This window comes from Enterobacter sp. TCD1-1, from assembly GCF_020567405.1.
Lineage (GTDB): Bacteria > Pseudomonadota > Gammaproteobacteria > Enterobacterales > Enterobacteriaceae > Enterobacter > Enterobacter quasiroggenkampii.
The window spans coordinates 58,548-83,680 of record NZ_JAJCXF010000006.1; the positions used below are offsets into that span (position 1 = coordinate 58,548).

21 protein-coding genes are annotated in these 25,133 nt (G+C 58.3%); 15 read left to right on the top strand and 6 right to left on the bottom strand.

Translation table 11 applies throughout. The features are described from left to right. The first annotated feature begins 1 nt into the window (after position 1). From arnC to arnF, 6 genes are read left to right on the top strand one after another with little or no spacing between them, the layout of a single operon-like run. Positions 2 to 985 carry an undecaprenyl-phosphate 4-deoxy-4-formamido-L-arabinose transferase gene (gene arnC, locus LJA86_RS19215; protein WP_048226320.1) on the top strand — a complete coding sequence of 328 codons (984 nt, stop codon included), beginning with the start codon at positions 2 to 4 and terminating at the stop codon, positions 983 to 985. Next, positions 982 to 2,964: a bifunctional UDP-4-amino-4-deoxy-L-arabinose formyltransferase/UDP-glucuronic acid oxidase ArnA gene (gene arnA / locus LJA86_RS19220; protein WP_229226592.1), complete on the top strand. Its 1,983-nt coding sequence runs from the start codon at positions 982 to 984 to the stop codon at positions 2,962 to 2,964. The genes arnC and arnA overlap by 4 nt, the downstream gene beginning before the upstream one ends. Continuing rightward, positions 2,961 to 3,863 carry a 4-deoxy-4-formamido-L-arabinose-phosphoundecaprenol deformylase gene (gene arnD, locus LJA86_RS19225; RefSeq protein ID WP_045909039.1) on the top strand — a complete coding sequence of 301 codons (903 nt, stop codon included), beginning with the start codon at positions 2,961 to 2,963 and terminating at the stop codon, positions 3,861 to 3,863. Before arnA ends, arnD begins: the two co-directional genes overlap by 4 nt. Further along, positions 3,860 to 5,515: a lipid IV(A) 4-amino-4-deoxy-L-arabinosyltransferase gene (gene arnT, locus LJA86_RS19230; RefSeq protein ID WP_229226593.1), complete on the top strand. Its 1,656-nt coding sequence runs from the start codon at positions 3,860 to 3,862 to the stop codon at positions 5,513 to 5,515. The genes arnD and arnT overlap by 4 nt, the downstream gene beginning before the upstream one ends. Beyond that, positions 5,515 to 5,850, top strand: a complete 336-nt coding sequence (gene arnE, locus LJA86_RS19235) for a 4-amino-4-deoxy-L-arabinose-phosphoundecaprenol flippase subunit ArnE (protein ID WP_126534890.1) — start codon at positions 5,515 to 5,517, stop codon at positions 5,848 to 5,850. Before arnT ends, arnE begins: the two co-directional genes overlap by 1 nt. Then, positions 5,847 to 6,251: a 4-amino-4-deoxy-L-arabinose-phosphoundecaprenol flippase subunit ArnF gene (gene arnF, locus LJA86_RS19240; RefSeq protein WP_126534889.1), complete on the top strand. Its 405-nt coding sequence runs from the start codon at positions 5,847 to 5,849 to the stop codon at positions 6,249 to 6,251. Before arnE ends, arnF begins: the two co-directional genes overlap by 4 nt. On the opposite strand, the gene acpT is transcribed toward arnF, so the two are convergent. After that, positions 6,184 to 6,804 carry a 4'-phosphopantetheinyl transferase AcpT gene (gene acpT, locus LJA86_RS19245; protein ID WP_063622753.1) on the bottom strand — a complete coding sequence of 207 codons (621 nt, stop codon included), beginning with the start codon at positions 6,802 to 6,804 and terminating at the stop codon, positions 6,184 to 6,186. The genes arnF and acpT overlap by 68 nt on opposite strands. 104 nt (positions 6,805 to 6,908) lie before the next feature. Beyond that, positions 6,909 to 7,958, bottom strand: coding sequence for an AI-2E family transporter (locus LJA86_RS19250; protein ID WP_045909021.1), 1,050 nt, complete (start codon positions 7,956 to 7,958; stop codon positions 6,909 to 6,911). 145 nt (positions 7,959 to 8,103) lie between these two features. Here LJA86_RS19250 and LJA86_RS19255 point away from each other — a divergent pair, with 145 nt between their 5' ends. Continuing rightward, on the top strand, positions 8,104 to 9,321 hold the full coding sequence (locus tag LJA86_RS19255; RefSeq protein WP_048027718.1) for an MFS transporter: 1,218 nt from the start codon (positions 8,104 to 8,106) through the stop codon (positions 9,319 to 9,321). Positions 9,322 to 9,325: 4 nt separating this feature from the next. Here the strand turns inward: LJA86_RS19255 and LJA86_RS19260 are convergent, their stop codons facing one another. Then, complete coding sequence (locus tag LJA86_RS19260) at positions 9,326 to 9,883, bottom strand: DcrB family lipoprotein (protein ID WP_008503073.1); 558 nt, start codon at positions 9,881 to 9,883, stop codon at positions 9,326 to 9,328. Between the two features lie 72 nt (positions 9,884 to 9,955). Beyond that, on the bottom strand, positions 9,956 to 10,621 hold the full coding sequence (locus LJA86_RS19265; RefSeq protein ID WP_008503072.1) for a 7-cyano-7-deazaguanine/7-aminomethyl-7-deazaguanine transporter: 666 nt from the start codon (positions 10,619 to 10,621) through the stop codon (positions 9,956 to 9,958). 167 nt (positions 10,622 to 10,788) lie between these two features. On the opposite strand from LJA86_RS19265, the gene tusA reads away from it, so the two are divergent. Then, positions 10,789 to 11,031 carry a sulfurtransferase TusA gene (gene tusA, locus LJA86_RS19270; protein ID WP_008503071.1) on the top strand — a complete coding sequence of 81 codons (243 nt, stop codon included), beginning with the start codon at positions 10,789 to 10,791 and terminating at the stop codon, positions 11,029 to 11,031. A gap of 485 nt (positions 11,032 to 11,516) precedes the next feature. Here tusA and yhgN read toward each other — a convergent pair whose 3' ends face one another. Next, positions 11,517 to 12,110, bottom strand: coding sequence for an NAAT family transporter YhgN (gene yhgN / locus LJA86_RS19275; protein WP_003861574.1), 594 nt, complete (start codon positions 12,108 to 12,110; stop codon positions 11,517 to 11,519). A gap of 176 nt (positions 12,111 to 12,286) precedes the next feature. On the opposite strand from yhgN, the gene asd reads away from it, so the two are divergent. From asd to glgP, 6 genes are all read left to right on the top strand, one after another. Then, a complete protein-coding gene (gene asd, locus LJA86_RS19280) occupies positions 12,287 to 13,390 on the top strand; it encodes an aspartate-semialdehyde dehydrogenase (RefSeq protein WP_024908885.1) in 1,104 nt (367 codons plus the stop codon). A gap of 249 nt (positions 13,391 to 13,639) precedes the next feature. Next, positions 13,640 to 15,826, top strand: coding sequence for a 1,4-alpha-glucan branching enzyme (gene glgB / locus LJA86_RS19285; protein ID WP_229226594.1), 2,187 nt, complete (start codon positions 13,640 to 13,642; stop codon positions 15,824 to 15,826). Continuing rightward, entirely contained in the window at positions 15,823 to 17,796 is a 1,974-nt protein-coding gene (gene glgX, locus LJA86_RS19290) for a glycogen debranching protein GlgX (RefSeq protein ID WP_229226595.1), read from the top strand. The genes glgB and glgX overlap by 4 nt, the downstream gene beginning before the upstream one ends. A gap of 17 nt (positions 17,797 to 17,813) precedes the next feature. Then, entirely contained in the window at positions 17,814 to 19,109 is a 1,296-nt protein-coding gene (gene glgC / locus LJA86_RS19295; protein ID WP_008503066.1) for a glucose-1-phosphate adenylyltransferase, read from the top strand. After that, positions 19,109 to 20,542: a glycogen synthase GlgA gene (gene glgA / locus LJA86_RS19300; RefSeq protein ID WP_008503065.1), complete on the top strand. Its 1,434-nt coding sequence runs from the start codon at positions 19,109 to 19,111 to the stop codon at positions 20,540 to 20,542. The genes glgC and glgA overlap by 1 nt, the downstream gene beginning before the upstream one ends. Positions 20,543 to 20,560: 18 nt before the next feature. Further along, complete coding sequence (glgP, locus tag LJA86_RS19305) at positions 20,561 to 23,008, top strand: glycogen phosphorylase (RefSeq protein ID WP_025910282.1); 2,448 nt, start codon at positions 20,561 to 20,563, stop codon at positions 23,006 to 23,008. Positions 23,009 to 23,096: 88 nt separating this feature from the next. Here the strand turns inward: glgP and glpD are convergent, their stop codons facing one another. Beyond that, positions 23,097 to 24,605 carry a glycerol-3-phosphate dehydrogenase gene (glpD, locus tag LJA86_RS19310; protein WP_048027712.1) on the bottom strand — a complete coding sequence of 503 codons (1,509 nt, stop codon included), beginning with the start codon at positions 24,603 to 24,605 and terminating at the stop codon, positions 23,097 to 23,099. A 188-nt stretch (positions 24,606 to 24,793) separates the two neighbouring features. Here glpD and glpE point away from each other — a divergent pair, with 188 nt between their 5' ends. Then, on the top strand, positions 24,794 to 25,126 hold the full coding sequence (glpE, locus tag LJA86_RS19315) for a thiosulfate sulfurtransferase GlpE (RefSeq protein WP_008503062.1): 333 nt from the start codon (positions 24,794 to 24,796) through the stop codon (positions 25,124 to 25,126). Positions 25,127 to 25,133 lie beyond the last annotated feature (7 nt).

A 25,133-nucleotide genomic window follows, 5' to 3' on the forward strand; every position in this document is an offset into this window, starting at 1 on the left:
TATGTTCAGTGCACCGCCTGTACAAAAAGTATCCGTGGTAATCCCGGTTTATAACGAGCAGGAGAGCCTGCCCGAACTGATCCGCCGTACAACGGCCGCCTGTGACACGATGGGCAAGGCCTACGAAATTCTGCTGGTGGATGATGGCAGTAGCGATAATTCCGCGCTGATGCTGACCGAAGCCGCGCAGATTGAAGGCAGCCACATCGTAGCCGTGTTGCTCAACCGTAACTACGGCCAGCACTCGGCGATTATGGCGGGGTTTAGCCACGTCACGGGCGATCTGATCATCACCCTGGACGCGGACCTGCAAAACCCGCCGGAAGAGATCCCGCGCCTGGTGGCCAAAGCCGACGAAGGCTATGACGTGGTCGGCACGGTCCGTCAGAACCGTCAGGACAGCCTGTTCCGTAAGCTGGCCTCGCGCACCATCAACCGTCTGATCCAGCGCACGACCGGTAAAGCGATGGGCGATTACGGCTGCATGCTGCGCGCCTACCGCCGCCATATTGTCGACGCCATGCTGCATTGCCATGAGCGCAGCACCTTTATTCCCATTCTGGCGAATACCTTTGCCCGTAAGGCAACAGAAATTCCGGTTCTGCACGCCGAGCGCGAGCACGGGGAATCGAAGTACAGCTTTATGCGTCTCATCAACCTGATGTATGACCTCATCACCTGCCTGACCACCACGCCGCTGCGTCTGCTGAGCGTGTTCGGCAGCATTATTGCGCTGGCGGGCTTTGCGATTTCTGTCCTGCTGGTGGTACTGCGCCTGGTCTTTGGCCCGCAGTGGGCGGCGGAAGGGGTCTTTATGCTCTTTGCCGTGCTGTTTATGTTCATCGGCGCCCAGTTTGTCGGGATGGGTCTCCTCGGTGAATACATTGGCCGTATCTATAACGATGTTCGCGCGCGTCCGCGCTACTTTATTCAACGTGTTGTCCGTCAGGAACACAAAGCATCTCAAGAGGAAATTCACCCATGAAAGCTGTTGTATTTGCCTATCACGATATGGGGTGCACGGGCACGCTGGCCCTGCTGGAAGCGGGCTATGACATTGCGGCAATCTTTACCCATCCGGACACGGCTGGAGAAAACAACTTTTTCGGCTCCGTAGCGCGTATCGCCGCCGAGCGCGGTATCCCGGTTTATGCGCCGGACGACGTTAACCACCCGCTGTGGGTGGATCGCATCCGCGCCCTCGCGCCTGACGTGATCTTCTCGTTCTACTATCGCAACCTGCTCTCTGACGAGATCTTAGGCCTGGCCGCGAAAGGCGCCTTTAATCTTCACGGTTCTCTGCTGCCTGCCTACCGTGGCCGCGCCCCGCTGAACTGGGTGCTGGTGAACGGTGAAACGGAAACGGGCGTGACGCTGCACCGCATGGTGCGCCGTGCGGATGCGGGCGCCATCGTGGCACAGCAGAAGGTCGCTATTGATGCGGACGACACCGCGCTTCAGCTGCATCAGAAGCTGAACGCGACGGCACAGACGCTGCTGCGTGATGCCCTTCCTGCCATCCTCAACGGCACCTTCAGCGAGACCGCGCAGGACGAGAACAAGGCAAGCAGCTTTGGTCGCCGCGCGCCGGAAGATGGTCGTCTGGACTGGAACAAACCGGCCCGCCAGCTGCACAACCTGGTGCGCGCCGTAACCGATCCGTGGCCGGGCGCCTACAGCTTTGCGGGCGTAAGCAAATTCATCGTCTGGAAATCCCGCGTGCGTGACGACATTCCGGCGGCAAAACCGGGCACCGTCGTCTCCGTCTCCCCACTGATTGTGAGCTGCGGCGAGCAGGCGCTGGAGATCGTTACCGGACAAACCGACAATGGCCTGTACGTTCAGGGCACACAGCTGGCGCAGTCGCTGGGCCTGGTGGCCGGGGCGCTGATCACCAGCGCACCGGTGGTGGCCATCAAACGCCGCACCCGCGTGCTGATCCTCGGCGTGAACGGCTTTATCGGTAACCACCTGACCGAACGTCTGCTTAAGGACGATAACTACGAGATTTACGGTCTGGATATCGGCGCGGATGCGATCAGCCGCTTCCTGGACAACCCGCGCTTCCACTTCGTGGAAGGGGACATCAGCATCCATTCCGAGTGGATTGAATACCACATTAAGAAATGCGACGTGGTGCTGCCGCTGGTCGCCATTGCCACGCCAATCGAGTACACCCGTAACCCGCTGCGCGTGTTCGAGCTGGACTTCGAAGAGAACCTGAAGATCATCCGCGACTGCGTGAAATACGACAAGCGCATCATCTTCCCGTCCACCTCTGAAGTGTACGGCATGTGTACCGATAAGAACTTCGATGAAGACACCTCCAACCTGGTGGTCGGGCCGATCAACAAACAGCGCTGGATTTACTCCGTCTCCAAACAGCTGCTGGACCGCGTGATTTGGGCCTACGGTGAGAAAGAGGGCCTGCGCTTTACCCTGTTCCGTCCGTTCAACTGGATGGGGCCACGTCTGGATAACCTGAACGCGGCGCGTATCGGCAGCTCCCGTGCAATCACCCAACTGATCCTGAACCTGGTGGAAGGCTCGCCAATTAAGCTTATCGAAGGCGGGAAACAGAAACGCTGCTTTACGGATATCACCGACGGTATCGAAGCGCTGTTCCGCATCATCGAAAACAAAGATAACCGCTGCAACGGTGAAATCATCAACATCGGTAACCCGGACAACGAAGCGAGCATTCGCGAGCTGGCCGAGATGCTGCTGGCCAGCTTTGAGCGTCATCCGCTGCGCGATAGATTCCCGCCGTTTGCCGGTTTCCGCGAAGTGGAAAGCAGCAGCTACTACGGTAAAGGGTATCAGGACGTTGAGCACCGTAAGCCAAGCATTCGCAATGCGAAGCGCTGCCTGAACTGGACGCCGACCGTGAAGATGGAACAGACCATTGATGAAACGCTTGATTTCTTCCTGCGCACCGTGGAGCTGTCGGAACAGGTCTCATGAAAAAAGTCGGTTTACGCATTGATGTCGACACCTTCAGGGGAACGCGTGACGGCGTACCCAAACTGCTGGAACTGCTGAGCAAGCACGGTGTGCGCGCCAGCATTTTCTTCAGCGTGGGGCCTGACAACATGGGACGCCATTTATGGCGTCTGGTTAAACCGGCATTTCTGTACAAAATGCTGCGCTCGCGCGCAGCATCCCTCTACGGCTGGGATATTTTGCTGGCCGGCACCGCCTGGCCCGGCAGACGCATCGGCGCGGGTAATGAAGCGGTTATCCGCGAGGCGGCGCAGCATCATGAGGTGGGTCTGCACGCCTGGGATCACCATGCCTGGCAAGCCTGGGCGGGCGTCTGGGATATCCCGCGCCTGTCCCGTGAGGTCGAGCGTGGGATGCTGGAGCTGGAGGCCATTATCGGTCAGCCCGTGCGCTGCTCCGCCGTGGCGGGATGGCGTGCGGATCAGCGCGTCGTGAAGGCCAAAGAGGCCTTCGCGTTTCGCTACAACAGCGATTGCCGCGGAACCGGGCCCTTTTTGCCGCTGTTAGGCGAAAATCGCTACGGTACGGTGCAAATTCCGGTCACGCTTCCCACCTGGGATGAAGTGGTCGGACGCGAGGTTAAGGCGGATGAGTTCAATCGCTACATTCTGGACCGCATTCATCGTGACGCCGGTACGCCGGTGTATACCATCCATGCCGAAGTGGAAGGGATTGCGTATCAGCATGATTTCGACGAACTGCTGACGATGGCCGCTCAGGAGGGCATCGAATTCTGCCCGTTGAGCGAGCTGCTGCCAGATGACCTCAGCACCCTGCCCGTGGGCAAAGTTGTCCGTAATGAACTGGCTGGCCGGGAAGGCTGGCTTGGTTATCAACAAACCGTGAGTCCGGTCCCATGAAAACAGCCCGTTATGGCTTAGCGCTTCTCGCACTGTTTATCGTTTACTACCTCATTCCGGTCGATATCCGCCTGCTTTGGCAGCCTGATGAAACGCGCTATGCGGAAATCAGCCGCGAAATGCTGGCCTCCGGAGACTGGGTTGTCCCGCATTTCCTGGGGCTGCGTTACTTTGAAAAACCGATTGCTGGCTACTGGGTCAACAGCATCGGGCAGATGCTGTTCGGGCACACGAACCTCGCCGTGCGCGCCGGGTCCATCTTCTCCACCGGTTTAGCCGCGCTGCTGGTTATCTGGATGGCCTGGCGTCTCTGGCGGGATAAGCGGACAGCCATTTTCTCCGGCCTGATCTTCCTGACCCTGTTCCTGGTGTATGGCATCGGCACGTATGCGGTGCTGGATCCTATCATCACCCTGTGGCTGGTGGCGGCGATGTGCAGCTTCTGGCTGGCGTCACAGGCCCAAACCGTTGCCGGAAAAGCGGGCGGCTATGTGCTGCTTGGGCTGGCCTGCGGGATGGGGGTGATGACCAAAGGCTTCCTGGCACTGGCGGTACCGGTGATTGGCGTGCTGCCGTGGGTGATCGCCCAGAAGCGCTGGAAAGAGGTGCTGATTTTTGGCTGGCTCGCGATCCTGAGCTGCGTGCTGATTGTTCTGCCATGGGGGCTGGCCATTGCGCAGCGTGAGCCTGACTTCTGGCGTTACTTCTTCTGGGTGGAGCATATTCAGCGTTTCGCCCAGAGCGACGCGCAGCACAAAGCCCCGTTCTGGTACTACATACCGTTCCTGATTGCGGGTAGCCTGCCGTGGCTGGCACTGCTGCCCGGCGCGTTTCGTCTCGGCTGGAATGACCGACAAAACGAGGGCGGCGGGTTCTATCTGCTGGGATGGGTGGTGATGCCGCTGCTGTTCTTCAGCATCGCCAAAGGCAAGCTGCCGACCTATATCCTGCCGTGCTTTGCCCCGCTGGCGATCCTGATGGCACGCTATGCCTGCCTCGCGGCGGAGAAAGGCGCCAGAGCGTTGCGCATTAACGGCGGGATTAACCTGGCGTTTGGCGTTATCGGCGTAGTGGCGGCGCTGGTGGTCTCCCCGTGGGGACTGTCTAAGCATCCGGTCTGGACCTCGGTCGAACTGTATAAAGTGTTCTGCGCGGTGGTCGCGTTCCTCATCTGGGCCGCGGTAGGCTGGTTTACGTTCAGGCAGAGCCAGCAGAGCTGGTGGCTGGCGGCGTTCTGCCCTGCGGGCCTGGCGCTGCTGATTGGTTTCGCCATTCCTAACCTGGTGGTGGATTCCAAACAGCCGCAGTCGCTGGTCGACACCGTGCGCGAGCCGCTTCAGGACAGCCGTTACGTGCTGGCCAATAACGTGGGCGTGGCCGCTGGCCTGGCGTGGGAGCTGAAGCGCAATGACATCACGCTGTATGGTCAGAGTGGCGAACTGCGCTACGGGCTGGATTATCCTGATGTGAAAGATCGTTTTGTCGGTAAAGATGACTTCGCGCAGTGGCTGGCAGAGCACCGTCAGCAGGGACGCGTATCGCTGGTTATCCTGCTGTCAAAACGCGATGACCTTTCGCGGGCTAATCTGCCAGAACCGGACAGCCTGTATATCCAGGGCCGTCTGGCCTACCTGCAGTATCTGCCGAAGTGATGACCTGGATCTGGCTGGTACTGGCAAGCCTGCTCAGCTGTGCAGGACAGCTGTGCCAGAAACAGGCTACCCGTCCGGCGAAAGCCGGGCGGCGTGGCGTGCATATCGCGCTGTGGCTTGGCCTGGCCCTGCTGGCGCTGGGCAGCGGGATGCTGGTCTGGCTGGTGGTGCTGCAGCGCCTGCCTGTCGGCATTGCCTACCCTATGCTGAGCCTCAATTTTGTCTGGGTGACGCTGGCGGCGAAGGTATTCTGGCGTGAAAACGTAGCATCGCATCACTGGCTGGGGGTGGGGTTGATCATCATTGGGATTGTTATCCTGGGAGGAAGCCTGTGAAAGGGGCGTTCTGGGCCTTATGCAGCGTGCTGTTAGTCAGCGCCGCGCAGCTGTTGCTGCGCAGTGCGATGCAGTCACTGCCGCCGGTCAGCGATGTTCTGGCGCTTATTTCCGCGCTGTGGCACTTCTCATCCGGCACGGGGGCGCTGCTGCTGGGGTTGATGGGGTATGTGGCCTCGATGGGCTGCTGGTATCTGGCGCTGCATCGCATGGCGCTCAGCAAAGCGTATGCCTTGCTGAGTCTTAGCTATATCCTGGTGTGGGGCGCTGCGATCCTGCTGCCGGGTTGGGAAGAACGTTTCTCCTGGCACGGGCTGGTGGGGGTCGGGTTTATTATTCTGGGTGTGTTGACGATTTTTCGGCCAGCACGTCGTCAGCAGAATGGATCAGCCCGGCCCTGAGCTCAAAGGGCGTCGCGGTACAGACTGCAAGACTCAGCGAGTCTATCCGGCAGTGGCTGACTGAGTGAAATGCGCGGGCGGTACTGTCAATGCTAACCATTTGCCAGGCGTGACCGCCGCTCTGTTTAACGATCGCTTCTTTCCGCGTCCAGATGCGCCAGAACGCCGTAAGCTGGCTCTCTGGCGTTTCTTTTTCCAGCTCTTCATGCTCGGCGCCGCTGAAGACGGCATTGGCGAGCGTGTGCCAGTTATCCTGCGGGCGAATACGTTCCAGTGAACAGCCCACGTTACCTTCGTCACTGATAATTAACGCAATGTCATCATCCGCGTGGCTAAGGCTGAACCACAGCGGATAGTCGCCGGCAAAAAGGGGTTTCCCCTGTTCGTTGTGGATAATCTCCGGCAGTGACTTCGGGGCCAGCAGACGCGAAAGCAACCCGCGACCCGCCAGCCAGCGCGCACGCTGGGCGCCTTCGGGCGCGTGTCGGGAGAGTGCTTCAGCCCAGCGATTGGTGCTCAGCGAGGAGATTTTTCCCAGAAAAACCTGGTACATATAACGTCTGGCCTTCAGTCAAAACAGAGAGAGTCGCAAAGTTGCGCGGCGAAACCATTACTATAATCTATTGTCCCCGGTAATGGCTAACCAGACGAGAGTGCTTACCCAGGCAACCGGCTTTTTGGCCTCCCCGGCCCGAGCAGGATCGCCAGCTTGCTGCCGCCTTTAGTGGTTTCCATCCAGATCTTACACACGCTGGTCAGGGGGACCGACAGCAGCATGCCGACCGGGCCCAGCAGCCATCCCCAAATCAGTAAGGATAAAAATACGACCAGCGTCGACATGCCCAGCCGGTGCCCCATCATGCGTGGTTCGAGAATATTGCCCAGCACCATGTGCACGACGAGGAATAACGCGCCGACCAGCATACATTCGTAGAAACCGTTAAACAGAAACGCCTGAATCATCGGCGGCACGGCGGAAAGCACCGCGCCAATATTGGGCACGTAGTTGAGCAGAAACGCCAGTACGCCCCACATCAGCGCGAACTGCACGTCCATCAGCATCAGCCCCAGCCAGACAATCACCCCGGTCCAGACGCTCAGCAGCGTTTTCAGCGCCAGATATTTTGAGACCCCCTTCAGCGCCCGGTGTAATCCGGCAATGTGAATTTGGGGATTATTCAACGCAAAGCGCAGTTTATAGGGGACGTGGCGGACTTCAAACAGCATAAACACCACCGTCATGACCAGCAGCAGAATGCTGGCCATCGCGCCGGAAAGCCCCGTCATCAGCGTGGTGGCGTAGGTCATGACCTTCTCGGAATCCATCCTGCGCAGCATCCGTTCAGGTGAGATATGCAAATTAAGGAAGGGCACCATCTCCTGCAGCGCCACAATCTTACGCGTCAGCTCTTTGTTGTACTGCGGCAGCATGGTGGAGAATTCGCTCAGCGAGGCCGCCAGCACGCCGAAGAGCGCCGTCAGGGCAATCAGCATCACGATGACGACAATGGTGATGGCGACCGGACGGCTGACGCCCCGGCGAAGAAACCAGGTGACCAGAGGATTAAGCACAATGGCAAAAAAGAGCGCCAGCAGGAGCTGGACAATAATGTCAGCGGCAGCATGGATACCCGCAAGGATAACCACCAGACAGGCGAGCTTTAATAAGATGTGGAGTCCTGCTTTGTCGGACGGGTTAGCGATCATGCGTGTTCCTTAATATGATGACCCGATAAGTGTAGTGCCCGGGCTTCGCTTCGTCTGGCACCGTTAATCTGAAAGTCGGTGCTGATTTTCTTATTGGGGCGTGGTAATAGTGAAACACTGTTGTAAAAAATCCAGGTAGAACCCCATGCCCGAACCTGCCGCTGAAACGGCACTGAGCGGACTGCGCCTCAATCTGCGCATCGTTTCCGTTGTTATTTTCAACTTTGCCAGCTATCTCACCATCGGCCTGCCGCTGGCGGTCCTGCCGGGCTATGTCCATGACGTGATGGGCTTCAGTGCCTTCTGGGCGGGGCTGGTGATTAGCCTGCAGTATTTCGCGACACTCCTGAGCCGACCGCATGCCGGTCGCTACGCGGACACGTTCGGTCCAAAAAGCATTGTGGTGGTGGGATTGTGCGGCTGCTTCCTCAGTGGCCTGAGCTACCTGCTGGCTGCCACGACCAGCCACTGGCCGTTGGTCAGCCTGGCGCTCCTCTGCCTGGGCCGCGTCATCCTAGGCATCGGGCAAAGCCTGGCGGGAACCGGCTCGACGCTGTGGGGCGTGGGGGTTGTCGGTGCGCCGCACATTGGCCGGGTGATCTCCTGGAACGGGATTGTCACCTACGGTGCGATGGCGCTCGGTGCGCCGCTCGGCGTGGCCTGCTATGCGTTTGGCGGGCTGTATGGGCTGGCCGTCACCATCATGGCGGTCGCGCTGCTGGCGATTCTGTTTGCGCTGCCGCGCCCGAAAGTGAAGGCCAGCAAGGGCAAGCCGCTGCCGTTTCGGGCGGTGCTGGGGCGCGTCTGGCCGTACGGCATGGCGCTGGCGCTGGCGACCACCGGCTTCGGTGTGATCGCGACCTTCATTACCCTGTTCTATGACGCCAAAGGCTGGGACGGCGCGGCCTTTGCGTTAACCCTGTTCAGCTGTGCGTTTGTTGGCGCGCGCCTGCTTTTCCCTAACGGCATCAACCGTCTGGGTGGGCTGAACGTGGCGATGATCTGCTTTGCGATAGAAATTGTCGGGCTGCTGCTGACCGGAATAGCGATGGTGCCCTGGGTCGCGAAAGTGGGCGTCTTCCTCGCGGGAGCCGGTTTTTCACTGGTCTTCCCGGCGCTGGGCGTGGTGGCGGTTAAAGCCGTGCCGCCGCAGAATCAGGGCGCCGCGCTGGCGACCTATACGGTGTTTATGGATATGTCGTTAGGCATTACCGGCCCGCTGGCGGGGCTGGTGATGGCCTGGGCAGGCGTGCCGGTGATCTATCTTGCCGCAGCGGGTCTGGTGATCGTGGCCTTGCTTCTGACGTGGCGGCTAAAAAAATGGCCCCCGGTGCAGGCACCGGAGGCCACGTCATCATCGTGAAACGTTACTGGATCACGATGGTGTTAATGATGTTTTCAGCAGCCGTCTGCGCTTTCTGCTGATCTTCCGCTGGCAGGGTGATCTGCAGGGTCAGGAGTTTGTTATCGACCTTGCCCAGCACGACAGAGGAGTACGCGGTCTGGCCTTTCGCAGAGATGATGCTGTCCAGCTGCTGCAGCTTATGGCCTTTCAGCTCGATGGATTTATTGGTCACGACCTGCAGCTGCGGGTCGCGGCCGCGCTGCTGATCTTCCAGACGTTTGGACAGGACGGCCAGATCTTCGCTGGTGTCGTCGCCCACAATCACAATGACCGCTTTCTGCCCGGTTGCGTCGGAGTAAACGTGCATGTTGTTCGCCTGAGTGCCCAGCTTGCCGCTCTGGTCAGTCATATCGGCTGGCAGAGAGAAGCTGAGTTTGCCATCCATCAGATTCACCGGCTGGCCGGTCGCATTGCTTTCTGCGGATGCGCCCTGAGCAGGCGTTTTCGTGTCGCTGTTATCACAGGCTGCAAGGCCCACAACCAGCAGGCCAATCCCGACATATTTAACCAGATTGCGCATTGACTTCTTCCTTTCGATAAACGGCCATAACGGCTCATTCGTTCATCTTATCACAACTGATAAAGCGAACCCTTAACCTGCCTGCAATGCCGTGATTTCAGATTTATCTGCCAGTCTTTTCAGCAGCATATTCAGCAGCACGCCGTACATGGGCAGGAAGAAGACAATGCTGATGAGCACCTTAAAGCAGTAGTCCACCAGCGCGATTTCCATCCAGTGTTCGGCCATAAACGCATCCGGGCTACGCCAGAAGGCGATGAAGAAGAAGGCCAGCGTATCGCTCACGTTACCGAACAGCGTGGAGGCGGTGGGCGCCATCCACCAGCGATGATTCTGACGCAGGCGGTTAAACACGTGTACGTCGAGGATCTGCCCCAGCGCGTAGGCCATAAAGCTTGCTGCGGCGATACGGGCGACAAACAGGTTGAAGTGGGTTAACGCCTCAAAACCCTGCCAGCTTCCCATATAAAACAGGGACGAAACCCCGTACGAGATGAACAGCGCCGGGAGCATGACCGCAAAAATAATGCGGCGAGCCAGCGGTGCGCCAAAGATACGCACGGTCAGATCGGTGGCGAGGAAAATAAACGGAAAACTGAACGCGCCCCAGGTGGTATGAAAACCAAAGATGGAGATAGGGAGCTGCACCAGATAGTTGCTGGAGGTGATCACCAGCAAATGGAAAAGCGAAAGCCAGAACAACGCTTTTACGCGCTGAGATTCAGAAAACTGCGTCATATTGTGACCTTTTTATACGTTGGGGTGAGGGAACCCAATAAAAACCGCAGCATGATACTGCTTTGGCGGGACATTGCAATGGTTAGTTTTTACGCAATCGTTAACCTGGTTTGCATTGATCGCAACCGGGCGTAAACTACAGCCGTTTTTACCTGACCGAGAAGATCATGACCGACCTGTTTTCCAGCCCAGACCACACCCTTGATGCCCAGGGCCTTCGCTGCCCGGAACCGGTAATGATGGTACGTAAAACCGTGCGCAACATGCAGACCGGTGAAACGCTGCTGATCATCGCCGACGACCCGGCCACGACCCGCGACATTCCCGGTTTTTGTACCTTTATGGAGCATGAGCTGGTGGCACAGCAGACTGAGGCGCTGCCGTACCGGTATTTGATTCGTAAGGGATAGGTAGGCGGCCTCTGCGGCCTGATGCCCTCACCCTGTGTGCCGAGGGTTCCCCACAAATAATGCCTGCACGGACGACCCCCTCTCCCTTGAGGGAGAGGGCTGGGGTGAGGGGGAACATACGGCTGTGGAGGTCATTCCGTTCACTTTATGTTCCTTGCTACTCTGTAACGACATGACCGGTGAACGTGCCAGGGTGGCTCAATCGCCACCACCCTGGCGACCCGGGCTCCCGGCGGTAAATCGCCGCTTCGCGGTCCCCTCAGCTTATTCCTTCAGGCTATCGGGTCGGGCATGAGCCTGCATCCCTGCAGGCCACGCCCTCTCGGCGCATCCTTGCGCCTCGCCCCGGCCTTACGGAAACGCTTCGGCGATTTACAGCCGGACCAGGGTGTCGCTGTAAGTCATTAATTTTGGCGAAGAAACGTTCATCGCTTCAGGTCAAAAAATTACTGGGGATCCTTCAGCCCACAGAGAGAGGGAGAACGTCATCCCTTCATCCACGCCCGGATCCCGTCCAGGAACATCTGCGTTGCCATCATGACCAGAATCAGCCCCATCAGGCGCTCCAGCGCGTTTACCCCTTTTTCGCCCAGCAGGCGCAGGAACAGGGACGACTGCAGCAGGATAATGAACGTCCCGCCCCAGGCAATCAGCAGGGCAATCACCAGATGGCTCATCTGATTCGGATACTGATGCGACAGCAGCATCAGCGTGGCCAGAATGGTCGGACCCGCGACGAGGGGGATCGCCAGCGGCACAATAAATGGCTCTTCACCCGCAGGCAGGCCGCTGCTGCTGCCTTCCGCGCTCGGGAAAATCATTTTAATGGCAATCAGGAACAGAATAATCCCGCCGGAAATCGACACGGTTTCGGCACGCAGGTTCAGGAATGCGAGAATTTTTTCACCCGCAAACAGGAAGATAAACATCACCAGCAGGGCGATGAGCAGCTCGCGGATCATGATCGCCCGGCGACGCTTAGGCTCAGTGTGTTTTAGCACCGACATGAAGATGGGCAGGTTGCCCAGGGGATCCATAATCAGGATCAATAAAACCGCGGCGGAAATGATTTCACTCATGTAAATTATCCCTGAAACTCTCTAAGGTTATTATGATAATTAGCTGTATTTCTGATTGCCGGGCAATCATCGATTAATTTCGCTTGCGACTTTGGCAGCATTTTGTAATGTGAAGCATATCCCAGTTCAATACTGGCTTGCACAATCAGCACACACCCTCAGCAGGAAAAAATGCTATGAAAAACGTTGGTTTTATCGGCTGGCGCGGTATGGTCGGCTCTGTACTCATGCAACGCATGGTTGAAGAGCGCGATTTCGACGCTATCCGCCCGGTCTTCTTCTCCACTTCTCAGCTCGGCCAGGCTGCTCCGTCCTTTGGTGGTACCACAGGCACGTTGCAGGATGCTTACGATCTGGAAGCGCTGAAGGCGCTCGACATTATTGTGACCTGCCAGGGCGGCGATTATACCAACGAAATCTATCCAAAGCTGCGTGAAAGCGGCTGGCAGGGCTACTGGATTGACGCGGCCTCGTCGCTGCGCATGAAAGACGATGCCATCATCATTCTCGACCCGGTTAACCAAGGCGTGATCACCGATGGCCTGAACAACGGCGTGAAAACTTTTGTTGGCGGTAACTGCACCGTCAGCCTGATGCTGATGTCCCTCGGCGGCCTGTTCGCGCAGGATCTGGTGGAGTGGGTCTCCGTGGCGACCTACCAGGCGGCGTCCGGCGGCGGTGCGCGTCACATGCGCGAGCTGCTGACCCAGATGGGCCAGCTGCACCAGAGCGTTGCGACCGAGCTGGCAAACCCGGCATCCGCTATTCTGGATATCGAGCGTAAAGTGACCCAGCTGACCCGCAGCGGCGAGCTGCCGGTGGATAACTTTGGCGTACCGCTGGCCGGTGGCCTGATCCCGTGGATCGACAAGCAGCTGGATAACGGCCAGACCCGCGAAGAGTGGAAAGGCCAGGCTGAGACCAACAAAATCCTCAATACCGCGAACACCATTCCAGTTGACGGTCTCTGCGTACGTATCGGCGCACTGCGCTGCCACAGCCAGGCCTTCACCATTAAACTGAAAAAAGATGTGTCTATTCCGACCGTGGAAGAGCTGCTGGCCGCGCACAACCCGTGGGCGAAAGTGGTACCAAACGATCGCGATATCACTATGCGCGAGCTGACCCCGGCAGCGGTAACCGGCACGCTGACCACGCCGGTTGGCCGTCTGCGTAAGCTGAACATGGGGCCGGAGTATCTCTCCGCGTTCACCGTCGGTGACCAGCTCCTGTGGGGCGCCGCCGAACCGCTGCGCCGCATGCTGCGCCAGCTGGCGTAATAATTTGTTAAATACCAGGGGTGATTTTCACCCCTTTTTTTTGCGTACTACATGGAGTAACACGCGTATGTCTTATTTTTTATCAGGAGTCATCTAGAGCGTTGGCTATGCTTTAAGGAAGAGTCATTTCTTACCTGAGGTTCGAGCGGAGCAGAATGGATGCACATTTTTGTGCTGTCCCGTTCAGGTCACATTAAAAGTCGTCCCGGAGCGCTTAAAAAGGACGACATAAAAAACAGGATGAATACCATGTCCGATCGTGTGGATAGAGACGTGATTAATGCGCTTATTGCGGGTCATTTCGCTGACCCCTTTTCTGTGCTTGGGATGCACCGTACTGAGGCCGGTCTGGAAGTTCGGGCACTGTTACCGGATGCCACAGAAGTCTGGGTGATTGAACCCAAAACCGGCCGCAAGGTCGGTAACCTTGAATGCCTCGATTCCCGTGGCTTCTTCTCGGGCGTGATGCCCCGTCGTAAAAATCCTTTTCGCTATCAGCTCGCCGTTCTCTGGCACGGTCAGCAAAACCTGATTGACGATCCCTACAGCTTTGGCCCTCTGCTTAAAGAGATGGATGCCTGGCTGCTCTCCGAAGGGACGCATCTTCGCCCTTATGAAACGCTGGGTGCCCATGCCGATACCATGGACGGCATTACCGGCACGCGGTTCTCCGTGTGGGCGCCCAATGCCCAGCGCGTCTCCGTTGTCGGCCAGTTCAACTACTGGGATGGCCGCCGTCACCCGATGCGCCTGCGTCGGGAAACCGGCATCTGGGAGCTGTTTATCCCCGGGGCGCACCACGGGCAGCTTTATAAATTCGAGATGATTGACGCCCACGGCAAGCTGCGCATTAAAGCCGACCCGTATGCCTTCGAAGCGCAGATGCGCCCGGATACCGCGTCGCTGATTTGCGGCCTGCCGGAGAAGGTTATCCAGACGGAGGAGCGTAAGCAGGCCAACCGCTTTGATGCGCCGATCTCCGTCTATGAAGTCCATCTCGGCTCCTGGCGTCGCCACACCGATAACAATTTCTGGCTCAGCTACCGGGAGCTTGCCGACCAGCTGGTCCCGTACGCCAAATGGATGGGCTTTACCCACCTGGAGCTGCTGCCGGTCAACGAGCACCCGTTCGACGGCAGCTGGGGCTATCAGCCCACCGGGCTGTATGCGCCGACCCGCCGCTTCGGCACCCGCGATGACTTCCGCTATTTCATTGATGCCGCGCACGCCGCCGGGCTGAACGTCATCCTCGACTGGGTGCCGGGCCATTTCCCGGCGGATGATTTCGCGCTGGCAGAGTTTGACGGTACGAAGCTGTACGAGCACAGCGATCCGCGCGAAGGCTATCACCAGGACTGGAACACGCTGATCTACAACTACGGTCGCCGTGAGGTCTCAAACTACCTGGTCGGGAATGCCCTGTACTGGATCGAGCGGTTTGGCATCGATGCCCTGCGCGTGGATGCGGTGGCGTCGATGATCTACCGCGACTACAGCCGCAAAGAGGGGGAGTGGATCCCGAACGAGTTTGGTGGCCGCGAAAACCTGGAAGCGATTGAATTCCTGCGTAATACCAACCGCATTATCGGCGAGCAGGTGGACGGTGCCGTGACTATGGCGGAAGAGTCCACCGACTTTGCGGGCGTCTCCCGTCCGCCGACATTGGGCGGCCTGGGGTTCTGGTATAAGTGGAACCTGGGCTGGATGCACGACACGCTCGACTACATGAAGCTGGATCCGGTTCACCGTAAGTATCATCACGATAAGCTGACGTTCGGGATGCTCTACAACTACACCGAAAACTTCATGCTGCCGCTGTCGCACGATGAGGTGGTACACGGTAAAAAATCGATTCTCGACCGCATGCCGGGCGACGCGTGGCAGAAGTTTGCCAACCTGCGCGCCTATTACGGCTGGATGTTTGCCTTCCCGGGCAAGAAACTGCTGTTCATGGGCAATGAGTTCGCCCAGGGGCGCGAGTGGAACCATGACGCCAGCCTCGACTGGCATCTGCTGGAAGGCGGCGACAACTGGCACCACGGCGTGCAGCGTCTGGTGCGCGATCTGAACCTGACCTATCGCCACCACAAAGCGCTGCACGAGCTCGACTTCGATCCGTACGGCTTTGAATGGCTGGTGGTGGACGACCATGAGCGCTCGGTGTTTGTCTTTGTGCGTCGTGACAAGGCGGGTAACGAGATCATCGTCGCCAGCAACTTCACCCCGGTGCCGCGTGAACACTACCGCTTCGGCATTAACCAGCCGGGCAAATGGCGTGAAATTCTGAATACCGACTCGATGCACTACCACGGCAGCAACGCCGGTAACGGTGGGCTGGTACAGAGCGACGCCATTGAAAGCCACGGGCGACCCAACTCCCTGAGCCTGACGCTGCCGCCGCTTGGCACCATCTGGCTGATGCGGGAGGGCGAATGACGCAGCTTACGGCAGGTAAACCCGAACCGCTCGGGGCGCGTTTTGACGGAAAGGGGGTCAATTTCACCCTCTTTTCCGCTCACGCCGAGCGGGTAGAACTGTGCGTGTTTGACGGGGAAGGTAACGAGCACCGTTACGATTTACCCTCGCGCACGGGGGATACCTGGCACGGCTACCTGGCCGGAGGGCGGCCCGGCATGCACTACGGCTTTCGCGTACACGGTCCGTGGGATCCGGCGCAAGGTCACTGGTTTAACCCGGCGAAGCTGTTGATTGACCCGTGCGCGCACCGCGTGGACGGCGAATTTAAAGATGACCCGCTCTTCCACGTGGGCTACGGCGAGCCTGACCACCGCGACAGCGCGCCCGTCGCGCCAAAAAGCGTGGTGGTGAACGATCTTTATGACTGGGAAGACGATGCCCCGCCGCACACGCCGTGGGGCAATACGGTTATTTATGAAGCCCACGTCAAAGGGCTGACCTACCTGCATCCGTCGATCCCCAAAGAGATGCGCGGCACCTACAAGGCGCTCGGGCATCCCACCATGATCGCCTACCTGAAACACCTCGGCATCACCGCCCTGGAACTGCTCCCCGTCGCCCATTTTGCCAGCGAGCCGCGCCTGCAGCGGCTGGGGCTAAGCAACTACTGGGGCTACAACCCGCTGGCGATGTTCGCGCTCGAACCGCGCTATGCCGTCCATCCGGAAAAGGCGCGGGACGAGTTCCGCGATGCGGTGAAGGCGCTCCACGCGGCGGGCATTGAGGTCATTCTGGACGTGGTACTGAACCACAGCGCAGAAAGCGATCTCGACGGCCCGACGCTCTCCATGCGCGGAATTGATAACCGTAGCTATTATTGGATCAGGCAGGATGGCGATTACGAGAACTGGACCGGCTGCGGCAACACGCTCAATCTCAGCCATCCGGCGGTCACGCATTTTGCGTATGAATGCCTGAAATACTGGGTAGAGACGTACCACGTCGACGGTTTTCGTTTCGACCTGGCTCCGGTGATGGGGCGCACGCCGGCGTTCAGCCAGCAGGCGCCGCTGTTTGAGGCGATAAAAAACTGCCCGGTGCTCTCGCAGGTGAAGCTCATTGCCGAGCCGTGGGACATCGGTGAAGGCGGTTATCAGGTCGGGAATTTCCCGCCGCTGTTTGCCGAGTGGAACGACCACTACCGCGACGCCGTGCGCCGCTTCTGGCTGGAACGGAACCTGTCGCTGGGGGAATTTGCCGGGCGGTTTGCCGCGTCGAGCGATCTCTTTAAGCGCGACGGCAAACGCCCTTCGGCCACCGTCAATCTGTTGACGGCGCACGACGGTTTTACGCTCAGGGACTGCGTTTGTTTCAATCAGAAACACAATGAGGCGAACGGCGAAGAGAATCGCGATGGCACTAACAATAACCATAGCTTCAATCATGGTATAGAAGGGTTAGGCGGAAGTCTGGATGTGATAGAGCGGCGACGCGCCAGCGTTCATGCGCTGCTGACAACGCTTTTACTGTCGCAGGGCACGCCGATGCTGCTGGCAGGCGATGAGCATGGTCATAGCCAGCACGGTAACAACAACGCCTATTGCCAGGACAACACTTTAACCTGGCTCGACTGGGGTGAAGCCAACAGCGGGCTGATTCATTTTACCGCTGCGCTGATCCATCTTCGCCAGCAGATCCCCGCGCTGACCGCCAACAGCTGGTGGGAAGAGGGTGACGGCAATGTTCGCTGGCTGAATAAAGACGCGCAACCGTTAAGCGCGCAAGAGTGGCAACACGGCGTACCACGCCTGCAAATCCTGCTGTCGGATAAATGGCTGGTCACGCTGAACGCGACGGATGACGTCGCAGAGATTGTTTTACCTGAAGGGGAATGGCGCGCCGTTCCTCCCTTTGCCGGAGCGGATAATCCGGTAGTAATGGCTGTCTGGCACGGGCCTGCGCACGGAGTGTGCGTATTCCAAAGATGATAAAAAAGGAGTTAGTCATGGTTAGATTAGAGAAGAACGATCCCTTAATGTTGGCACGCCAGCTACCATTAAAAACGGTTGCCCTGATACTTGCGGGCGGGCGTGGTACCCGTCTGAAAGATTTGACCATCAAGCGCGCCAAACCGGCTGTTCACTTTGGTGGTAAGTTCCGTATCATCGACTTTGCGCTCTCCAACTGCCTGAACTCGGGCATTCGCCGCATCGGCGTCATTACGCAGTATCAGTCGCACACGCTGGTTCAGCATATCCAGCGCGGCTGGTCATTCTTCAGCGAAGAGATGAACGAGTTTGTCGATCTCCTTCCTGCGCAGCAACGCGTCCACGGCGAGAACTGGTATCGCGGGACAGCGGATGCGGTGACCCAGAACCTCGACATCATTCGTCGCTACAACGCGGAATACATCGTGATCCTCGCCGGGGACCACATCTACAAGCAAGATTACTCCCACATGCTGATCGACCACGTCGAAAAAGGGGCGCGCTGCACCGTGGCGTGTCTGCCTGTGCCCGTTGCTGAAGCGACGGCGTTTGGCGTCATGCACGTGGATGCGGACGACAAAATTATCGACTTCGTTGAAAAACCGGCGAACCCGCCAACCATGCCGGGCGATGACACCAAATCACTCGCCAGCATGGGGATCTATGTCTTTGACGCAGATTATCTTTATGAGCTGCTGGAAGAAGACGACAAAGACGAAAACTCCAGCCACGACTTCGGTAAAGACATCATTCCGAAAATCACCAAAGCTGGCATGGCGTATGCACATCCTTTCCCGCTGTCCTGCGTGCAGTCCGACCCGAATGCGGAACCCTACTGGCGCGATGTGGGCACGCTGGAAGCGTACTGGAAAGCGAACCTCGATCTGGCATCGGTTACGCCTGAACTGGATATGTATGACCAGAACTGGCCGATTCGTACCCATATGGAGTCGCTGCCGCCGGCCAAGTTCGTCCAGGACCGCTCCGGCAGCCACGGTATGACGCTGAACTCGCTGGTGTCCGGCGGGTGCATTATCTCCGGTTCGGTGGTGGTGCAGTCGGTGCTGTTCCCGCGTGTGCGGATAAATTCATTCTGTAATATCGATTCGGCAGTCTTGTTGCCGGATGTCTGGGTAGGGCGCTCGTGTCGTCTGCGTCGTTGCGTGATCGACCGTGCCTGCGTCATCCCTGAAGGGATGGTAATTGGGGAGAATGCGGAAGAAGACGCGCGTCGTTTCTACCGTTCGGAAGAGGGGATCGTGTTAGTCACACGGGAAATGTTGCGGAAGCTGCAGATCAAACAGGAGCGATGATGCAGGTTTTACACGTATGTTCTGAGATGTTCCCGTTATTAAAAACGGGCGGACTGGCAGATGTGCTTGGCGCATTACCGGCGGCGCAAATCGCCGGAGGCGTGGATACCCGAGTCCTGCTGCCCGCCTTTCCGGATATCCGGCGCGGTATACCTGATGCGAAAGTGGTGACCCGCCGTGAAACGTTTGCCGGACGCATTACCCTGCTGTTTGGACATTACAATGGCGTAGGGATTTACCTGATCGACGCGCCGCATTTATACGATCGCCCGGGCAGCCCGTATCACGATACGAACCTGTTCGCCTACACCGACAACGTGCTGCGCTTTGCGCTGCTCGGCTGGGTCGGCGCCGAAATGGCGACGGGGCTGGATCCGTTCTGGCGTCCGGACGTGGTGCACGCGCACGACTGGCACGCCGGGCTTGCCCCGGCGTATCTCGCCGCACGCGGCCACCCGGCGAAATCGGTCTTTACCGTGCATAACCTGGCGTATCAGGGGATGTACTACGCCCATCACATGAATGACATCGATCTGCCATGGTCGTTCTTTAACATGCACGGTCTGGAGTTTAACGGGCAGATCTCGTTCCTGAAGGCGGGGCTGTACTACGCCGATCACATCACGGCGGTGAGCCCAACCTACGCGCGTGAGATCACCCAGCCGGCGTTTGGCTACGGCATGGAAGGGTTGCTGCAGCAGCGCCATCGCGAAGGCCGCCTGTCGGGCATTCTGAACGGCGTGGATGAACAGATCTGGAGCCCGGAAACCGATCTCCTGCTGGCGGCGCGCTACGGTCGTGATTCCGTGGAAGACAAAGCGGAGAACAAACGCCAGCTGCAGATTGCGATGGGCCTGAAGGTGAACGACAAAGTGCCGCTGTTCGCCGTTGTGAGCCGCCTGACCAGCCAGAAAGGGCTGGATCTGGTGCTGGAGGCGCTGCCCGGTTTACTGGAGCAGGGCGGACAGCTGGCGCTGCTCGGCGCGGGCGACCCGGTGCTGCAGGAAGGTTTCCTTGCCGCCGCCGCGGAACACCCGGGGCAGGTGGGCGTGCAGATTGGCTACCACGAAGCGTTCTCGCACCGCATTATGGGCGGCGCGGACGTCATTCTGGTGCCAAGCCGTTTCGAACCCTGCGGCCTGACGCAGCTGTACGGCCTGAAATACGGCACCCTGCCGCTGGTACGCCGCACGGGCGGACTGGCGGATACCGTATCCGACAGCTCTCTGGAAAACCTGGCGGACGGTATCGCCAGCGGATTTGTCTTTGAGGACAGTAATGCCTGGTCGCTGCTTCGGGCGATTCGGCGTGCTTTCGTCTTGTGGTCCCGTCCATCGCTGTGGCGTTACGTACAACGTCAGGCGATGTCCATGGACTTTAGCTGGCATGTCGCGGCGCAGTCATACCGCGATCTCTATCAACGCTTGATGTAACGAGGCGAAGTTACTGATATGAACGCTCCATTTAGCTACTCTTCACCCACGCTCAGCGTTGAGGCGTTAAAGCACTCCATCGCCTACAAGCTGATGTTCACCATCGGGAAAGATCCGGTTATTGCCAACAAGCACGAGTGGCTGAACGCCACCCTGTTTGCCGTGCGTGACCGCTTAGTTGAACGCTGGCTGCGCTCAAACCGCGCCCAGCTCTCGCAGGAGACGCGTCAGGTTTACTACCTGTCGATGGAATTTTTGATTGGCCGCACGCTGTCCAATGCGCTGTTGTCGCTCGGTATTTATGACGACGTCAAAACCGCACTGGAAGAGATGGGGTTAGATTTAGAAGAACTGATCGACGAAGAGAACGACCCGGGCCTCGGTAACGGCGGTCTGGGACGTCTCGCCGCCTGCTTCCTTGATTCGCTGGCGACGCTGGCGCTGCCGGGCCGCGGCTACGGTATTCGCTACGATTACGGCATGTTCAAACAGAACATCGTCGACGGGCGTCAGAAAGAGTCCCCGGACTACTGGCTGGAGTACGGCAACCCGTGGGAGTTCAAGCGCCACAACACGCGCTACAAGGTGCGCTTTGGCGGACGTATTCAGCAGGAAGGGAAAAAATCCCGCTGGGTGGAAACGGAAGAGATCCTGGCCGTGGCCTACGACCAGATTATCCCCGGCTACGACACCGACGCCACCAACACGCTGCGCCTGTGGAGTGCCCAGGCCAGTAGCGAAATTAACCTCGGGAAATTTAACCAGGGTGACTACTTCGCGGCGGTGGAGGATAAAAACCACTCCGAGAACGTGTCCCGCGTGCTGTACCCGGATGACTCGACCTACTCGGGCCGCGAGCTGCGCCTGCGTCAGGAGTACTTCCTCGTTTCGGCGACCATTCAGGACATCCTTAGCCGCCACCATCAGCTGCACAAAACCTACGCCAACCTGGCGGAGAAAACCGCGATCCACCTTAATGACACCCACCCGGTGCTCTCTATTCCGGAACTGATGCGCCTGCTGATCGACGAGCATAAGTTCAGCTGGGATGACGCCTTTGAGGTGACCTGTCAGGTGTTCTCATACACCAACCACACGCTGATGAGCGAAGCGCTGGAGACGTGGCCGGTGGACATGCTCGGCAAAATCCTGCCGCGCCATCTGCAGATTATCTTTGAGATTAACGACTACTTCCTCAAGACGCTGCAGGAGCAGTATCCGAACGATACCGGCCTGCTGAGCCGCGCGTCCATCATTGATGAGTCGAACGGTCGTCGCGTGCGCATGGCCTGGCTGGCGGTTGTCATCAGCCACAAGGTCAACGGCGTGTCCGAGCTCCACTCGAACCTGATGGTGCAGTCGCTGTTTGCGGACTTCGCGAAGATCTTCCCGACGCGATTCTGCAACGTGACCAACGGCGTCACCCCGCGCCGCTGGCTGGCGCTGGCCAACCAGCCGCTCTCTGAGGTACTGGACGAGAATATTGGCCGCACCTGGCGTACCGATTTGAGCCAGCTGAGCGAGCTGGAACAGCATATTGATTTCCCGACGGTGAACAAAGCCGTGCGCGAAGCCAAGCTGCTGAACAAAAAACGTCTGGCGGTCTGGCTGGCGATGCACCTCAACGTGGTGGCAAACCCGAAAGCGCTGTTCGACGTTCAGATCAAACGCATCCATGAATACAAGCGTCAGCTGATGAACGTGCTGCACGTAATCACCCATTACAACCGCATCAAGGCCGATCCGACGGCCGAATGGGTGCCGCGCGTGAAGATCTTCGCCGGTAAGGCGGCGTCGGCCTACTACATGGCGAAGCACATTATTCATCTCATCAACGACGTGGCGAAGGTGGTTAACCAGGATCCGGACATTGGCGACAAGCTGAAGGTGGTGTTCATTCCAAACTACAGCGTCAGCCTGGCGCAGCTGATCATCCCGGCGGCGGATCTCTCTGAACAGATTTCCACGGCGGGGACGGAGGCATCCGGCACCAGTAACATGAAGTTTGCCCTCAACGGCGCGCTGACCATCGGCACACTGGACGGGGCGAACGTCGAGATGCTGGAGCACGTGGGCGAAGACAATATCTTTATCTTCGGTAATACGACGGAAGAGGTGGAGGCGCTGCGCAGGAAAGGCTACTCGCCGCGTCAATATTACGAAGAGGATGAAGAGTTGCGTCAGGTGCTGACGCAGATCGCGACCGGCGTGTTTAGCCCTGATGAACCGAGCCGCTACCGCGATCTGGTGGATTCGCTGATTAACTTTGGCGATCACTACCAGGTGCTGGCGGATTACCGCAGCTACGTGGACTGTCAGGACAAGGTGGACGAGCTGTATCGCCAGCCGGAGAAGTGGACCAGCGCCGCGATGTACAACATCGCCAATATGGGCTATTTCTCGTCAGACAGGACCATCAAGGAGTATGCCGAGACGATCTGGCATATTGATCCGGTGAGGTTGTAAAAACAAAGCCGGGTGGCGGCTTCGCCTTACCCGGCCTGGTTGATCCCGTAGGCCCGGTAAGCGTAGCGCCACCGGGCATTTTTTCACATCAGGACGCCAGCGACAGCTCACGCTTTCCCGCATGTTGCAGTAACCACTGTGCCACGCGAGACTGCTGTTCGGCGTTGAGCCACATCCCTTCTTTGGTACGGCGCCAGATAGCATCATCCAGACGACGCACCCACTCGTGCTCAACCAGGTAACGCAGCTCGGCTTCGTACAGCTCGTGGCCGAAATGCTCGCCCAGATCCGCAATGTCCTTCGCATCGCCCAGGAACAGCTCGGTATTGCTGCCGTAGGTGCGGGCATAGTGGCGCGCCATCCCTTCGGTGATGAACGGGAAGCGACGGCGCAGCTTCGCGGCGTAATCATCGCGGTTATCGCCGATATCACCGCCGGGCAGCACCGCGCCCTTGGTCCATGCCGGGCCAATGCCTTTGTAGTACGGCGCCAGTTTTTCCAGCGCGTGCTCGGCCAGCTTGCGGTAGGTGGTGAGCTTGCCGCCAAACACGGACAGCAGCGGCGCCTGACCGTCAACGTCGTGAATATCGAGCGTATAGTCGCGGGTGATGGCCTGCGGTGAGTCAGATTCGTCATCGCACAGCGGACGCACGCCGGAGTAAGTCCAGACCACGTCGTCGCGCGACAGCTGTTTCTTAAAGTGCGCGTTATACACTTTAAGCAGGTAGTTCACTTCGCTCTCGTCGATCTCGACGTTCTTCGGATCGCCTTTGTACTCCACGTCGGTGGTGCCGATGATCGAGAATTCGTCCATCCACGGGATCACAAACACGATGCGCTTGTCTTCGTTCTGCAGAATGTACGCCTGCTTCTGGGTATGCACGCGCGGCACCACAATGTGGCTGCCTTTGATCAGGCGGATGCCGTACGGGGAAGGCAGATGCATGCCCTCGTCAAAGAACTGTTTCACCCACGGGCCGGTGGCGTTCACCAGGCCGCGCGCTTTCCAGCTGAATTTCTCGCCGGTATCGATATCTTCCGCCTCGACAATCCACAGGCCGTTTTCACGACGGGCAGAGGTCGCGCGGGTGCGGGTTTTCACCTCGCCGCCTTTCTTCTCAACCATCTGCGCGTTCGCCAGCACCAGGCGGGCATCGTCCACCCAGCAGTCGGAATATTCGAATCCGCGCACGATTTCAGGCTTAAGGACCGATTCTGAGCCAAAACGCAAACCTTTCGAACCCGGGAGGCTGGTGCGTTTACCCAGATGATCGTACATAAACAGACCAATTCGGATCATCCACGCCGGACGCAGATGCGGGCGATGGGGCAGGCGGAAGCGCATCGGAATCGCCAGATGCGGGGCCATTTTCAGCAGCACTTCACGTTCGGCCAGCGCTTCACTGACCAGGCGGAATTCGTAGTGTTCCAGGTAGCGCAGGCCACCGTGAATCAGTTTGGAGCTGGCGGACGACGTCGCGCAGGCGAGATCGTTAGCTTCCAGCATCAGTACGGATAAACCGCGTCCTGCGGCATCGACCGCAATACCGGCACCGTTGATGCCACCGCCTATCACAATCAGATCTTTGGTTTCCATAACACCCTCACGCACTTTCGTTAAAGCTCAGAAATGTTCGATATCGCTCATAATAGCAAAGGAACGCGCTTTTGGTAACATCAAAAAAACAATTTAGAGTGATATGGATAACATAATGGCGTTTACCCGCCGCCAGGACGTACACTACGGGGTAAAATCTTGTCGTTGACCACTGTAAAGAGAACACCATGGATCAGTTTGAATGTATTAACGTAGAAGAAGCCCACCAGAAGATGCACCAGGGAAAAGCGGTGCTGGTGGACATCCGCGATCCGCAGAGTTTTGCGATGGGCCATACGCCGGGCGCGTTCCATCTCACCAACGACACGCTGGGCGCGTTTATGCGCGATAACGACTTCGACACGCCAGTGATGGTCATGTGCTATCACGGCAACAGCAGCAAAGGCGCGGCGCAGTACCTGCTTCAGCAGGGTTACGACGCGGTTTATAGCGTCGACGGCGGTTTCGATGCCTGGCATCGTCATTTCCCGGCGGAAGTGGAATACGCTTTTGAGCGCTGATCCCGCT

Bases quoted from the DNA above. Each gene is read 5' to 3' on its own strand.
- arnE (WP_126534890.1), top strand. From the start codon at position 5,515: ATGACCTGGATCTGGCTGGTACTGGCAAGCCTGCTCAGCTGTGCAGGA.
- arnD (WP_045909039.1), top strand. From the start codon at position 2,961: ATGAAAAAAGTCGGTTTACGCATTGATGTCGACACCTTCAGGGGAACG.
- glgB (WP_229226594.1), top strand. From the start codon at position 13,640: ATGTCCGATCGTGTGGATAGAGACGTGATTAATGCGCTTATTGCGGGT.
- glpE (WP_008503062.1), top strand. From the start codon at position 24,794: ATGGATCAGTTTGAATGTATTAACGTAGAAGAAGCCCACCAGAAGATG.
- tusA (WP_008503071.1), top strand. From the start codon at position 10,789: ATGACCGACCTGTTTTCCAGCCCAGACCACACCCTTGATGCCCAGGGC.
- arnA (WP_229226592.1), top strand. From the start codon at position 982: ATGAAAGCTGTTGTATTTGCCTATCACGATATGGGGTGCACGGGCACG.
- arnT (WP_229226593.1), top strand. From the start codon at position 3,860: ATGAAAACAGCCCGTTATGGCTTAGCGCTTCTCGCACTGTTTATCGTT.
- LJA86_RS19255 (WP_048027718.1), top strand. From the start codon at position 8,104: ATGCCCGAACCTGCCGCTGAAACGGCACTGAGCGGACTGCGCCTCAAT.
- glgP (WP_025910282.1), top strand. From the start codon at position 20,561: ATGAACGCTCCATTTAGCTACTCTTCACCCACGCTCAGCGTTGAGGCG.
- LJA86_RS19250 (WP_045909021.1), bottom strand. From the start codon at position 7,958: ATGATCGCTAACCCGTCCGACAAAGCAGGACTCCACATCTTATTAAAG.
- glpD (WP_048027712.1), bottom strand. From the start codon at position 24,605: ATGGAAACCAAAGATCTGATTGTGATAGGCGGTGGCATCAACGGTGCC.
- yhgN (WP_003861574.1), bottom strand. From the start codon at position 12,110: ATGAGTGAAATCATTTCCGCCGCGGTTTTATTGATCCTGATTATGGAT.
- glgA (WP_008503065.1), top strand. From the start codon at position 19,109: ATGCAGGTTTTACACGTATGTTCTGAGATGTTCCCGTTATTAAAAACG.
- asd (WP_024908885.1), top strand. From the start codon at position 12,287: ATGAAAAACGTTGGTTTTATCGGCTGGCGCGGTATGGTCGGCTCTGTA.
- LJA86_RS19265 (WP_008503072.1), bottom strand. From the start codon at position 10,621: ATGACGCAGTTTTCTGAATCTCAGCGCGTAAAAGCGTTGTTCTGGCTT.
- LJA86_RS19260 (WP_008503073.1), bottom strand. From the start codon at position 9,883: ATGCGCAATCTGGTTAAATATGTCGGGATTGGCCTGCTGGTTGTGGGC.
- acpT (WP_063622753.1), bottom strand. From the start codon at position 6,804: ATGTACCAGGTTTTTCTGGGAAAAATCTCCTCGCTGAGCACCAATCGC.
- arnC (WP_048226320.1), top strand. From the start codon at position 2: ATGTTCAGTGCACCGCCTGTACAAAAAGTATCCGTGGTAATCCCGGTT.
- glgC (WP_008503066.1), top strand. From the start codon at position 17,814: ATGGTTAGATTAGAGAAGAACGATCCCTTAATGTTGGCACGCCAGCTA.
- glgX (WP_229226595.1), top strand. From the start codon at position 15,823: ATGACGCAGCTTACGGCAGGTAAACCCGAACCGCTCGGGGCGCGTTTT.